We start from the raw sequence: 13,654 nt of genomic DNA on the forward strand, positions 1-13,654 counted from the left end.
AGATTGGTTCAGCACTTTCCGTTTCCTGTAGTCTTCTTTCTACTTTATATAGACACAAATTACAACACGTGAGTTCATCTAAATTAAAGAGCCCAAGTCCGATGCGGCTGTAGGATATGCAAAATTCATGGTGTTTAACTGATCGGTCGTCAAATCAAACTGAATCGCCATCGCGAACAGGTTAATCAGTTCTTCTGTTTTGCCACCCAATACATGGGCACCCAGGATACGCCCCGTTGCCTTATCAGTAATAACTTTGGCCATGGAAAATTTTTCATTCGTACGTTTATAAGTATACCATTTCGACATGTCATTTACCTTCACCTCGTAGCCCTCTTTCTTGGCCTGCTCGACATCGAGGCCTACAGAACCCAGGGATGGCACGGTAAATACAATCGAGGGCATCACTTTATAATTGGGTTTATGATGATTGCCTTCAAGCAGATTCAAGGATACCGCGCGTGATTCCTGGCCTGCAAGCGGCGTTAGTGGAAGTCCTTCCGTGGCGGACACATCACCAGCTGCAAAGACTCTTGAGTTGCTTTCACTTTGCAAATACTCATTAACGATAATACCTTTTTTCGTATAGCTGACATTGCCCTTCTCCAGTTCAAGCCCCTCTATATTCGGAATGCGTCCGGCTCCATGGACAACAAGTCCACATTGCCATTGATGATCCGCCCCATTACGGGTTCCGCTAACCACATACGTGTTGCCCTGCTGACGAATCGCCTTCACTTCCGCATTCAAGTGCACGTGGATGCCTACTTCTTCGGATTTTTTCAGCAGAAGGTGCACCAGTTCGGAATCAAACTGTTTCAGCGGCTCTTCGCCTCGATGGATAATATGGACTTCCGTGCCAGCTCTGGCCGCAATATGTGCAAATTCAAAAGCAATGTAACCGCCACCCACCAGAACCAATTTATCCGGCAGCTGTTCCAAATCAAGAAAATCATCACTGTATATCAGATGCTCTGCACCATCAATAGGAAGTGGGGCTGGACGCGCACCTGTTGCGATTAAAATATGTTTTCCCTGCAGGACTTCGTCTCCTACACGAATGTGATCTTCGTCGACGAAAGAAGCCTTGCCGTGGAACGTATCCATCCCGGCCTGTTTGAACTTATCCTCACTGGCTCTCGGAACACTCTCGGTAAATGTTCGCTTGAACGCCATCAGCTCCGACCACCGAATAGAGGCGTTACCTTCCACTCCTTTGCCCTTCATTCGTTCATTCCAGTCGATAAGTTCAGCTGCTCCTGCAAGTACTTTTTTGGGATCACAGCCCCGTAATGCACAGGTTCCACCAAACTTTCGTTCATCAATTACGGCAATTTTCCACCCAGCTTCGGCGCAGCGGCTAATCACAGAACTTGCGGCACTCCCGGTTCCAATCGCGATCAAATCATAAGGTTGTTGTGTCATGTTGGCTCCTCCTCTTCATGTGTAACCGTGAAATACAAACGCATGAATATCAAACTATAATAATCCTGCCTTTTGCAGATAATCCGTTGCCACTTGTTGTGGACTTGCTCCATTAACGTTTACTTCGTAATTCATTTGACGCATCTCATCGTCCGTGATACGACCTGCAAGTTGGTTCAGTACCTCCACCAGCTGCGGGTATTGGTCTGCCGTTTCTTTGCGGAGCATCGGTGCTCCCTGATATGGCGGGAACAATTCCTGATCATCCTCCAGCACAACGAGTTTATACTGTCTCAGTTCACTGTCTGTGGAGTAAGCATCCAGCAAATTGATGTCCCCACGCTGAACGGCCGCATATCGCAGTTTCGGCTCCATAGTTGCTACGTTCGGAAATTGGATGCCATACTTCTTCTGAATGCCAACATATCCGTCTTCCCGATCTGAGAATTCCAGTGTAAAGCCTGCCTTAATCTGCTGCTGTACCGACTTGAGGTCCGAGATGGTCTTCAGATTATACTGATCCGCAACCTTTTGAGGCACAGCCAACGTATACGTATTGTTGTAATCCATCGGGTTGAGAAGAACCATATTGAATTGGCTCAGCATCCCGTCCTTTGCCTGTTCATACACTTCTTTGCGATCGGTGCTGACTGCGGTTTCTTTCATAAATTCCGAAATGGCGGTACCCGTGAATTCCGGATAAATATCAATATCACCTGATTTCAGGGCATTGAACAGAAATGTGGTTTTCCCCAATCCGGGTTTCAATTCAACCTTCAGATCGGTATCTTTATCAATCAGCAATTTGTACATATTAATGAGAATCTCCGGTTCTGCACCCAGCTTGCCAGCAATAACGAGATCCTTTTGCCCTCCACGGGAGAGCCAGGGAATCGTGATCACCAAAACGGCCACCAGAGCAAGAGTTCCGAGAGTAATCATCGTTTTCCTGAACGATAGGCGCTGGAACTGACGCAGCAGCACATCAAACAAAATCGCAAGCAATGCGGCCGGGATGGCTCCCAAAATAATCAATGCAGTGTCGTTTCGGTCAATGCCGAGCAAAATCAATTTACCCAGGCCACCCGCACCAATTAGGGCAGCAAGCGTTGCTGTACCTACAATCAGAACCATGGCAGTACGAATGCCTGCCATAATAACAGGCATCGCGAGTGGCAGCTCCACTTTGGTCAGACGTTGACGACTGTTCATGCCCATGGCATTCGCTGCCTCGACCATGGAAGGATCGACTTCGGATATGCCAGTGTATGTATTGCGCAGTACCGGAAGCAATGCATACACCACTAGGGCAATGATCGCAGGAAGTGTACCGATGCCAAATAACGGGATGAGCAATCCGAGAAGCGCCAGGGACGGGATCGTTTGCAGTACTGCCGTAACCCCAATTATCGGCTCAGCCACTCTCGGTTTCCGTGTTAGATAAATGCCGAGCGGAATAGCGATCAGAACGGCAAAGAACAACGCGATAAATGAGATCTGAATATGCTCAAGGAGAGCAGACAGCAATTGTCCTTTGCGCTCGCTAAACACCTCCGTAAATTTACTCATGTCCTTCACCCCGTTCCTGCAGCTGACCGGACCAATACCGGATCAGATCGGCTCGACTGACCTGGCCTATAATCTGGTGGTCTTTCTCGACCAGCAAATGATCATGGGAAGCCATGATCTCCACAAAATCCGGCAGTGTAATCGATACGGGAACAGCCGTTTTGACTGACTTAGGTACATGCCCGGGTGCGAGTGGTGACATGATTGTTTCAAGATCAAATAACGAAGTTAGTCGTTCTTGTTCTCCGGAAGCCTTTTGCAATTCATACATCGTGTCCCCACCAGATACAGGCTGTGAACTCCTATCCGGACCAGGACTGCCAACAAAGTCACGTACAAATTCATTGACCGGCTGCTGGATCAGTTCTTCCGGGGTACCCACCTGCAACACTTGCCCATCCTTCATGATACAGATGCGATCCCCCAGCTTCATCGCTTCCTGAATATCATGAGTAACAAATACAATCGTCTTCTTCATCTGACGTTGAATATCCAGAATATCATCCTGTAATTTCTCGCGGCTTATCGGGTCGAGTGCACTGAACGGTTCATCCATCAATACAATTTCGGGATCGGCAGCGAGTGCGCGCAATACACCGATTCTCTGCTGTTGTCCACCAGATAGCTCAGCAGGCTTGCGATCACTGTATGTGGTTCCTTTCAGTCCAACCATGTCCAGCAAAGTATGTACGCGCTCCTTGATTTGCTCTGATTTCCACTTTCTCAGTTCAGGAACAACCGCAATATTTTCGGCAATCGTCATATGTGGGAACAATGCAATCTGTTGCAGCACATATCCGATATTCCAGCGCAATTCATGAATGTTATATTCATCGATGGGTCGTCCGTTAATCCGCACGGTTCCATCTGTCCGGTCGATTAGGCGATTGATCATTTTGAGCATCGTGGTTTTGCCACAACCGCTCGGACCAATCATGACGAACAGCTCTCCCTTATTAATGTTGAGATTCACCTGACGCAGAGCATGGGTTCCATCAGGGTATTGCTTGGATACATTTTCGAACTGAATCATCCGTTCACTTCTCTCCTTTATGAAACATTCATTCTCATCTATTTCCCCAAAATTATAGACATATAATCACCGTGCTGGACTGAGGCATTGTTGTTTCTATAGAAATCGGTTATGTACGGATACCTCCAAAGGTTGAACAATCAACAAAAAGACGGGCATCCAGGCACCATCTTCTTATTATTATGCAGTATTTCCTTCCAATATTTTTATAATGAATGGGGACATCATAAAAAAGGAAAGTACACTTTCCAGACTGATCAGTCAAGAAAATAAATGCTTTGGTTTTTGACAGAGTGGTATAATGATTATAGAAGTTCGTTTTATCCAATTACCATTACGATCATGCCAACATATAAAGGAGTGTAGCGATATGCATATTCAAATTACAGATTTGGCTGCTGCGCGATTGACTGAAAGCCTGAATGATCAGCCCGGTTATTTCAAAGTGATCTATGACATGGAAGGTTGTGGCTGTAACGGAATTATTGCCATACTCATCGTGGATGAACCCGAAACTCTGGATGTACAGATTGAAACCAATCTGGTGCCGTTCTATGTCGATCCGAAGCAACAGTTGAACCTGGAGCAGCACATGAAGCTGGACACGGAACCCAACTACCCTTCATTCAAATTAAGCAGCGATTCCGGCGTACTCAGCAGCAATGTCCGTGTTCGGGATGCCCGCGCAGTGGCTGCTGGAAGCTCCGGCAATTCTGTTTCGTGCGAGCTGTAATTCACAGTTTCTTTTCTAGTAAGACGAGAACTTGATTCGCATCTATGTGCACACAAAGACTTTGCACCCAAGGTGCAGAGTCTTTTTTCGTGTTTTTTTCTCGACAGAACATTAAAAACTATGAATCTCGCAAACTTTGTTTACAACTCGGAAACAATTGGAGAATCTATGGATATAATCCTCTAGTATACTCGGTATATAGCAAAGCACGAGATTGATATAACCCGAGGAGGAACACACATCATGAAATCTTTCACACGTAAATCTATCGTATCCACGATACTCATAGGATCTGTCGTAGCAGGCTCAGCATTCACAACACTGCCCTTCACGAATGAGATGAACCCGGTCGCATCTGCTGCCAGCTCCAGCTTCACTCAATTCCTGCAAGATAATGCACCTGGACGTACAATCAAAACGAGCGGTGGTCTGGCAACGGTGACGAATCTATCAAGTACAGTTGTGCTTGTGAATAAAAGAGAAATCTGCCTTCGACCTATGCCCCTCAGGATCTGGTTGTTCCTAATATCCCATTCAGTTTCTCTGGCTCCAGTCCGAAAAAGCAAATGCGTAAAGTGGCTGCTACCGCGATTGAGAAATTGTTCGCAGCAGCAAAAAAAGACGGCATTGATATTAAGGCTGTGTCCGGCTATCGCTCTTATGCGACGCAGAAATCCATTTTCGATCGAAATGCGAGTATCAAAGGCGAAGCTGTTGCCAATAAAACCAGTGCTCGTCCTGGACAAAGTGAACATCAGACCGGCCTTGCAATGGATATCTCCAGCGCATCAGCGGGATATGACTTGCAGCAAAGCTTTGGGAACACCAAGGAAGGCAAATGGCTGAAAGCCAATGCACATAAATACGGATTCATCATACGTTATGGCAAAGATCAGGAGAAACTGACAGGCTACTCTTATGAGCCATGGCATGTGCGTTATGTTGGTGTGTATATTGCTGGGGAAATTACGAGCCAGAACCTTACACTCGAACAGTACCTGGAGCGCGCCAAATAAAAGACCAGGAACCTGAACAATTAAGTAACATTCGTTCCGCTCTCATATGACTATAGTATGTAAACGAATAGATGAGCTTACAGGATGGGGCCCGGGATCGGGCCTTTCGTTCCTGCACCACATCTACACCTACATAAATAAGCAGCAAATATCATTCTTCTTTAGATTAAGGACCTACAATTTTCCTGAAAACGACTGGCAGTCTCTTTACGCTTTCCGTTCCGGCCCAAGAACCCACACCAGCAAGAAGTGCATTATGAAACAGATAAAGTGCAACATTGTACGCAAGGGTACCCAGCACCATCTCCACCACTAAAAAACGTTTTAGTGTGGAGGATTCGATGACATAGACCTGAAACTCATTTCTGGACTTCCCCTCCCTATACCTTGTAAGGAGTGTTTTCATGAATCACCTCTACTGTTTTATTTTTATCGTATGGCAGGCAGATCTTGTCTTATTCAAAAATAATACTAAATAATACTTACATAAAGTAACTAAGTGTGTTATAGTCAGTTTAAATCATACATAAGCGAGGGAAACAACCATGAGTGAACTGGAGAACCTAGTTAAAAACCGCAGATCCGCCATTATTTTTGAAGAAGGAATTGAGATTCCAGAATCGGAACTGCAAGAAATGTTTGCCCTGAACAAATTCGCACCTTCCGCCTTTAACCTCCAGCATACGCACTATCTGGTGCTGACGGACCCGACCCAGAAAGAGAAAGTATACGAAGCTTCACAGCAATATAAAGTGAAAACCGCCTCTGCGGTCATCGTTGTCCTCGGCGATATCAACGCACACCATCATATACGCACAATCAATGAGGGCCTGCTGAACCTTGGCGCGCTTACTCCGTTCCAATACGAGCAAGAATCGCAGAGCGTCATCGAATTTTACGAAACGCGGGGAAGGTTCTTCCAGAGGGAAGATGCAATTCGTAATGCCAGCCTGTCAGCGATGCAATTGATGCTGATCGCTCAGGATCGTGGTTGGGACACCTGCCCCATGATTGGCTTCGACGCTGAAGAGTTGCAACGTAGCTTGGATATTCCCGACCATTATGTACCTGCCATGCTAATTACGATCGGTAAAAAATCAGACGCCAAACAACGTCCGCGCGGATACCGCAAACCGATTAACGAATATGTCAGCTTTAACAAAATGCATGCCGAATAACGAAAAGATGCAAACCAAAAAGCCACGATCTCGTGGCTTTTATACGTTTCATATATGAAGCGTTTCAGACATTTCAATTTTATCGTCAAACGATGCATAACGCGATTGACAGTGATGTAACGGTATCGATGTCGCTAGACTGAATATAACCTCGATAATCGCAGAGATGCACCAGCACCCATTGTTTAAAAAGTTCGTCGGTAAGATCTCTGGTAATATCCATTACAATTCTTCTCCCCAGACATAAAGTCCTACGATCTTTCTTTTGTCAAAAATATATATGAATATTTTTTTATACCATGATAGCATTCGAAATGTACCCATAACCGTAATGAGAGGAAGGAAAACCAATGGAATTCCACATTGAAAACCTGCCAACATCCCGAATTGCCTATGTACGACAAGTGGGTCCTTATGGCCCTGCGAACAGCCAGGCTATGGAAACGTTAAAGAACTGGGCTATATCCAAAAACCTGCTTACGGAAACAGCCATCTTGTTCGGCATTCCCCAGGACAACCCGGAAACCACGCCCCCCTCTCAATGCAGGTATGATGCTTGTATTGTCATATCGGAGGATTATTGTCTGGATGAATCGACTCCCCAACTTGAAGAAGCTGAGCTTCCTGGCGGGCAGTATCTGGTTTGCAAAGTCAAACATACCGCAGAAGATGTGAAGCAAGCGTGGACTGAGATTTTCCCGTATTTAGAGAGTAGCGGTTACACAATGGACAACAAACCCATATTGGAAAGATATACGGGTGATCTCCTTCCTCTGGATGTTTGCGAAATATGCGTACCCGTAAAGTTACAATAAGCTAATGCAAAGTTAGTGCAATACGCATACGCAAAAAAAGTGACTTCAATGTTGAAGTCACTTTTTTGTCTTTTACAGATGATTTACCAATTAAAATGCCCAGTTCCCTTTGCGGAATACAGGTTCTACTGTACCATCCTGCAGCTCGCCATCGATGTCGAGCTCTGCGGAGCCGATCATGAAGTCTACATGGGTCAGACTGACGTTGCATTCATGTTTCAGCAATTCCTCGTTAGACATCGTCGTACCATCTTTCATATTGAACGGATATGCACTTCCGACAGCCAGATGGCAGGATGCATTCTCGTCAATACCGGTATTATAGAAGATACGATTCAAGTTAGAGATTGGGGAATCATGCGGCACGAGGGCCACTTCTCCAAGGTAGCGTGCACCTTCATCGGTGGCAAACAGATTTTTCAGATGCTCTTCACCCGAAGCTGCTGTAAAAGCAACGACCTGTCCGTCCTTAAAAGTTATTCTCATCTGGTCTACCAGCTGTCCGTTCAGGTTGAGTGGCATCGTGCTGCTGACGAATCCGTTCACTCCACTGCGCTTCGGCATGGTAAACACTTCTTCTGTCGGCATATTCGCAACGGTATACACACCTTGCTTGTTCTCGCCACCGCCGCCTCCCCAGATATGATTGTTCACGAGCTCAATTTTCAAATCTGTTCCTGGTGCGCGGTAGTGCAGGCTTTTATAGTTTTTCTTGTTCAGCAAATCACTCATGGCATTCAGGGTGTCCAGATGTTTTTTCCAGTTCTGTACTGCGTCTCCGCCATCGACACGGTTCATTTTGAAAATGGTTTCCCACATAACGTTAATCCGATCTTCCTCAGGAATGTCGGCAAACACTTTGTTCGCCCATGCCTTGGTTGGCGCTTTGATCAGACACCAGCTAATCTCGTGGTTACGTGTATATTTCGAATATCCGCGTCGTGCATGAGCCGCCGCCTTGGTTGCACGCGAAACGTTGTCAGAATTGATGCCTTTGTACAATTCAGGGTCAGGTACTTTGATCGTCAGGGTTGCTCCGCCTGCTTCTGCAAACTTCTCCATCATTTCCGCCTTCCAGGCCGGGTAATAGTCAAAGCTGTCATCGGAGCCATGTTGAAAACGACTGCGTGTAATATCGTCGTCTTCAAAATCAACCTGTACATACTTGGCGCCTGCCGCATACGCTTTTTGCACGATCAGGCGGGTGAATTCCAGTGTTTCGATAGGTGCCGTTACGAGCAGATCCTGCCCTTTCTGAATATTCACACCGACTTTGACAACCAGCTCCGCGTATTGTTCCAACGACTTTTCAAAGGTTTGTTCAAAATTACTCATGGTTGTGTTCACTCCTAATTCATATTTTGAATGTTTAGTCGATTCCTTCCCCTTCACTACTTATGCTGACATTTCCAACTCTTTGATTACACACAATGATTTAAGCATTACGTTTTTCCTGCTCACGCAGCTCGATGCGGCGGATTTTACCGGAGTTTGTTTTCGGCAGATCGGCAACAAACTCGATTTTGCGTGGATATTTGTATGGTGCTGTCCATGCCTTCACATGGTTTTGCAGTTCACGCGCCAGTTCTGGTGAAGCGAGAGACTCGTCTCTCAGCACAACAAATGCTTTCACTACGTTACCACGGATCTCATCGGGGCTTGCCACAACCGCACATTCCTTCACGCTGTCGTGTTTCATCAGCGCTTCTTCCACCTCGAACGGTCCAATCGTGTATCCCGAACTGATAATGATATCATCACTGCGTCCTTCAAACCAGAAGTAGCCTTCTTCGTCTTTGCGTGCGCGGTCCCCAGTTACAAAATAATCCCCACGCTGATTCGCTTCCTTCCGTCCCTCATCCTGATAATAGGCACGGAACAAGGCTGGCATGTCCTTATGCACCGCGATATCTCCTACTTCACCAGCAGGTACAGGTTGTCCCTCTTCATTGATGATCTCAATGAGGCCTGGTGTAATCGACTGCCCCATCGAACCGATTCGTACGGGAGCATCCTTCAAGCTGCCGATCAGCAGTGTACTCTCGGTTTGTCCATATCCGTCCCGGATTGTCAGGTCAAAGTGACGTTGGAAAATTTCAATCACTTCCTGATTCAACGGCTCACCCGCAGACACGGCGCTGCGCAACGCGGACAGATCATGCTTACCAAGATCGTCTGCCTTGGCCATTAAGCGATATTCCGTCGGCGTACAGCAGAGGACGTTGATATGATGCTCCTGCATCAGTTCCAGATACCGCTTGGGTTGGAAGGATCCATTGTAGACGAGTCCGGTCGCCCCTCTTCCGAGTACGGACAGAAACGGACTCCAGATCCATTTTTGCCATCCAGGTGCTGCGGTTGCCCAGACCGTATCCGAAGGCTGTATATCCAGCCATAACGATGAAGCGATCCGCAAATGGGCATATCCCCACCCATGACTATGTACTACCCCTTTTGGATTCCCGGTTGTACCCGAGGTATATGCGAGAATGGCCATATCGTCACGATGGGTTTCCACCGCAGCCATCGTATCGGATTGGCCTTGCATTAACTGGTGTACGTTAACCCAGCCTTCTCCAGGTACGCGAACATCACCATTGGGTGAAGCAACGATGCGGTGTGCCAATGCTGGCAAATCTGCATCTATCTTTTCAACTTCAGCGGTCGTCTCGGACCAGACAATGACAGCCCGCGCCTCGGAATGCCGGAGACGATACTCCAGATCTTTCGCACGCAGCATCTCGGAAGAAGGAATAACTGCAATGCCCAGTTTCAGGCAGGCAATGTAAATGACATAGGCAATAATCCGGCGTGGTACCATGACCAGCACCCGGTCGCCCTTCTCCAAACCAAGACCACGCAAACCTCCAGCAAGACGATTTGCCTGCTTTAATAACTCACCATAAGTGATCTCTTCCAATTCTTTATGATCGCTCAGCCATCTAAGTGCAACCCGATCCGACGGGTGATTCTCCATCTCGGATGTCAGGTTATAAGTTTCAGGCGAAATCCACTGTTGAAAATTCAAATGGAGCCTCTCCTTCATATTTCAAATGTATAGCATCTATATATTATACCCTAAATCCTAGGACCTGGTGCTATGATATGAACTAGTTTAGGAAAAAAAATAAACATAGGTCAATTAAATGATGCCCTTTAAGGTACCTCTCCTAAAATAAAGAATGTTTCGTAAGACAAAAAAAGTGTCCTCCTGACTACAGGAAGACACGTTTAGTTATCCCAATATATCTAATAGCATAGTTTTTATATTTTCCCATGGTAGACATGACTCTGAATCTCAAAAGTCATATCTCTCCGTTACAAGTTACCAAGCATAGTTTCCGATGCCATCCAAGATGCTTTCGATTTCATTCAGCTCTTCCGACGTCAGGTCTGGTGCCTGAAGGGCGGCTACATTTTCTTCGATCTGAGACACACGACTGGCACCGATCAGGGCTGAGGTAACCCGGTTGTCACGCAAAATCCAGTTCAGTGCCAACTGGGAGATCGTTTGGCCTCTCCGCTCGGCAACCGTCTGAAGTGCTTCGAACTTGGCGATTCGTTCGTCCGTATAAGCTTCTTTCTCAAATTGCCTGTTGGGTTGGTACGCTCTTCCTTGAGCTTGTCCACATATTTATTCGTCAACTGACCGCGGCCAAGCGGACAGAAGGCAATCGAGCCTACACCGTGCTCATCCAGCACATCCTGCAATCCATCCTCAATCCAGCGATGCAGCATTGAATAGTTTGGCTGGTGAACGAGACAAGGCGTACCGAGACGACGCAAAATAGTAACGGCTTCCTTCGTCTGTTCAGCATCATAGTTGGACAAACCTACATACAGCGCTTTGCCCTGTCTAACGATATGATCCAGCGCAGTCATCGTTTCTTCGAGCGGTGTATCCGGATCTGGACGGTGATGATAGAAAATATCTACATAATCCAATCCCATACGATCCAAACTTTGGTCCAGACTGGCAATCAGGTTTTTGCGGGAACCCCATTCGCCGTAAGGACCGTTCCACATATGATAACCTGCCTTGGTCGAGATGAGCAGTTCGTCACGATAAGGACGCAGATGTTTTTTGAAAATGACACCGAAATTCTCTTCAGCTGATCCTGGAGGTGGACCATAATTATTTGCCAGATCGAAATGGTTAATTCCCAGATCGAATGCGCGCAGAATCATCTCTTCCTGAATATCAAGGGTACGATTTCCACCAAAGTTCTGCCATAGGCCAAGAGCAATTTGCGGTAGCTTGATTCCGCTTTTGCCGGAGCGTGCGTACTTCATTTCACTGTATCGTTGTTCATTCGCAGTATAGGGCATCGTTATTCTCTCTTTTCCTGTAAAAGTAATTGAATACCCTTTCATCTTAGACAGTTCCAAAGCAAAACGATATGGCATTTCACTACAACGATATGGAAAAATGATTGTTATCTTCAGCAAATGATATTCATAAAACGATTCCTTTTCACCTTTTATATGTTAAAATGCAAGGTATAACGACCTCATAACAGGAGTGGATAGCCTTGATTACATATTTGTGCAAAAATAATCACTTTCAGGAGCTGCAGCTCCTTCATTACGGCACAGAAGCTTGCGCACCCGGTCACTACTTTGGTCCGGCCATGCGGGACTACTACAAAATCCATTACATTTTGGACGGAAAAGGCACCTTTGAAGTTGGAGGAAAAAAGGTTGAGCTGCGCAAAGGACAGGGATTTCTCATCGTCCCCCATTCTGTCGTTCATTATGAAGCAGATCAGGCTGACCCATGGGAGTACAGCTGGGTAGCTTTCCAAGGAAGCACCTGTCCTTCGCTATTGCAGCAGGCCTGCCTGTCTGAGCACCATCCGATCTTTGAGCTGGGCAATGACGATGACGAGCTGCGCTCCTGTCTGCACCGCATGATCAGCTCTCGTAATACCCATAAAGGATGGGAGATCAGCATGACGGGATTGCTGTTTCAGTTTTTCTCCATATTGATTGATCGGGCCAGTGAGGACAGACCTATTCCGTTTCAAGATTACACGAAAGAAAACTATGTCACTCAGGTCATGGATTTCATTGAGATTAATTATGCCAACGCCATAACCGTACAGTCCATTGCGTCTCATGTTGGGTTACAGCGCAGTTACTTGTGCTCCCTCTTCAAAGACAAGATGGGCACCAGCATTCAGTCGTATCTGGTCAATTACCGAATGCGCAGAGCGGCTGAACTGACGCTGGACCCGGCTTTGACCATTGGGGATATCTCCCGTTCCGTTGGATACGCCGACCAGCTGCTTTTCTCGAAAATGTTCAAAAAAGTCATGGGCGAAGCCCCCACGTATTATCGCAAACACAAAACAGCACCTTCCCATTTATGCAGCTAATGGAAAGGTGCTGTTTTTATTTTTACACAGGATATGATGACCTGCTTATAGCTGGATTCCATTCATTCTACTCGTTTTGTTTTAAATCTGCTCCTGCATGGTTACGCCTACCACTTGCACTTTAATTTCATTGACCATAATGCCTGTTAATTGCTCCACGGCTTGCTGCACATTATGTTGAAGCTCCTGACAGACTTCATGCATCTTGCTGCCATACTGAACATTAATTCGCAGCTGGATGGATGCCTGATCATCTTTGATCGCCACATCAATCCCTTTTTGCAAGCTTTTCCCGCTGATGCTCTTGGCGATTCCTTCGGTAAGCCCAACCGACATGGAGGATATTCCTACGGTCGTCTGAGCGGCCATGCCGACAATTTTGGATACAACATCGTTGGAAATATGAATGGCGCCCATTTGAACAGATTGCGGCTCAATATACTCAGGTTCAGTGTATGGTTGTGGGATGATTTCAGACATGATTTCCACTCCTTTTATATAAGTTAT

At 46.3% G+C, this 13,654-nt stretch carries 12 protein-coding genes and 1 pseudogene; 5 read left to right on the top strand and 8 right to left on the bottom strand.

Annotation, left to right across the window (positions count from 1 at the left end; translation table 11 throughout):
• Positions 1-78: 78 nt before the first annotated feature.
• Genes ACTWJ7_RS21260 through ACTWJ7_RS21270 form a run of 3 tightly spaced genes read right to left on the bottom strand, consistent with a single transcriptional unit; the run spans position 79 to position 4,027 of the window.
• A complete protein-coding gene (locus tag ACTWJ7_RS21260) occupies positions 79-1,425 on the bottom strand; it encodes a dihydrolipoyl dehydrogenase family protein (protein ID WP_079344267.1) in 1,347 nt (448 codons plus the stop codon).
• A 54-nt stretch (positions 1,426-1,479) separates the two neighbouring features.
• Positions 1,480-2,994, bottom strand: a complete 1,515-nt coding sequence (gene opuFB / locus ACTWJ7_RS21265; RefSeq protein WP_079344266.1) for an osmoprotectant update ABC transporter permease/substrate-binding subunit OpuFB — start codon at positions 2,992-2,994, stop codon at positions 1,480-1,482.
• Positions 2,987-4,027 carry an ABC transporter ATP-binding protein gene (locus tag ACTWJ7_RS21270; RefSeq protein WP_079344265.1) on the bottom strand — a complete coding sequence of 347 codons (1,041 nt, stop codon included), beginning with the start codon at positions 4,025-4,027 and terminating at the stop codon, positions 2,987-2,989. The genes opuFB and ACTWJ7_RS21270 overlap by 8 nt, the downstream gene beginning before the upstream one ends.
• A 370-nt stretch (positions 4,028-4,397) precedes the next feature.
• Between ACTWJ7_RS21270 and ACTWJ7_RS21275 the strand changes: the two genes are divergently transcribed.
• Both ACTWJ7_RS21275 and ACTWJ7_RS21280 read left to right on the top strand, forming a co-directional pair.
• Positions 4,398-4,760 (top strand): iron-sulfur cluster biosynthesis family protein, encoded by a 363-nt coding sequence (locus tag ACTWJ7_RS21275; RefSeq protein ID WP_079344264.1) that lies wholly within the window; start codon positions 4,398-4,400, stop codon positions 4,758-4,760.
• A gap of 575 nt (positions 4,761-5,335) precedes the next feature.
• Positions 5,336-5,776: a M15 family metallopeptidase gene (locus tag ACTWJ7_RS21280; RefSeq protein ID WP_443145854.1), complete on the top strand. Its 441-nt coding sequence runs from the start codon at positions 5,336-5,338 to the stop codon at positions 5,774-5,776.
• 166 nt (positions 5,777-5,942) lie between these two features.
• On the opposite strand, the gene ACTWJ7_RS21285 is transcribed toward ACTWJ7_RS21280, so the two are convergent.
• The gene (locus tag ACTWJ7_RS21285) at positions 5,943-6,182 is read right to left on the bottom strand and encodes a hypothetical protein (RefSeq protein WP_024633819.1); all 240 of its coding nucleotides are present in this window, start codon (positions 6,180-6,182) and stop codon (positions 5,943-5,945) included.
• 139 nt (positions 6,183-6,321) lie between these two features.
• Here ACTWJ7_RS21285 and ACTWJ7_RS21290 point away from each other — a divergent pair, with 139 nt between their 5' ends.
• Positions 6,322-6,954, top strand: coding sequence for a nitroreductase family protein (locus ACTWJ7_RS21290; protein ID WP_079344262.1), 633 nt, complete (start codon positions 6,322-6,324; stop codon positions 6,952-6,954).
• Between the two features lie 350 nt (positions 6,955-7,304).
• Positions 7,305-7,769 carry an AraC family transcriptional regulator gene (locus ACTWJ7_RS21295; protein WP_079344261.1) on the top strand — a complete coding sequence of 155 codons (465 nt, stop codon included), beginning with the start codon at positions 7,305-7,307 and terminating at the stop codon, positions 7,767-7,769.
• 90 nt (positions 7,770-7,859) lie between these two features.
• Here ACTWJ7_RS21295 and ACTWJ7_RS21300 read toward each other — a convergent pair whose 3' ends face one another.
• The 3 genes and pseudogenes from ACTWJ7_RS21300 to ACTWJ7_RS21310 all read right to left on the bottom strand — a co-directional run bounded on the left by ACTWJ7_RS21300 (position 7,860) and on the right by ACTWJ7_RS21310 (position 12,098).
• The gene (locus ACTWJ7_RS21300; RefSeq protein ID WP_079344260.1) at positions 7,860-9,104 is read right to left on the bottom strand and encodes an aminopeptidase; all 1,245 of its coding nucleotides are present in this window, start codon (positions 9,102-9,104) and stop codon (positions 7,860-7,862) included.
• A 100-nt stretch (positions 9,105-9,204) separates the two neighbouring features.
• Positions 9,205-10,815, bottom strand: a complete 1,611-nt coding sequence (gene mbcS, locus ACTWJ7_RS21305) for an acyl-CoA synthetase MbcS (RefSeq protein WP_079344259.1) — start codon at positions 10,813-10,815, stop codon at positions 9,205-9,207.
• 279 nt (positions 10,816-11,094) lie between these two features.
• A pseudogene (locus ACTWJ7_RS21310) lies at positions 11,095-12,098 on the bottom strand (aldo/keto reductase).
• A gap of 203 nt (positions 12,099-12,301) precedes the next feature.
• Between ACTWJ7_RS21310 and ACTWJ7_RS21315 the strand changes: the two are divergent.
• Entirely contained in the window at positions 12,302-13,147 is an 846-nt protein-coding gene (locus tag ACTWJ7_RS21315; RefSeq protein WP_301878896.1) for an AraC family transcriptional regulator, read from the top strand.
• An 81-nt stretch (positions 13,148-13,228) separates the two neighbouring features.
• On the opposite strand, the gene ACTWJ7_RS21320 is transcribed toward ACTWJ7_RS21315, so the two are convergent.
• Complete coding sequence (locus tag ACTWJ7_RS21320; RefSeq protein WP_079344256.1) at positions 13,229-13,627, bottom strand: Asp23/Gls24 family envelope stress response protein; 399 nt, start codon at positions 13,625-13,627, stop codon at positions 13,229-13,231.
• Between the last annotated feature and the right edge of the window lie 27 nt (positions 13,628-13,654).

The sequence above is a fragment of the Paenibacillus sp. 1A_MP2 genome (assembly GCF_052244825.1).
In the GTDB taxonomy this organism is placed as follows: domain Bacteria; phylum Bacillota; class Bacilli; order Paenibacillales; family Paenibacillaceae; genus Paenibacillus; species Paenibacillus vandeheii.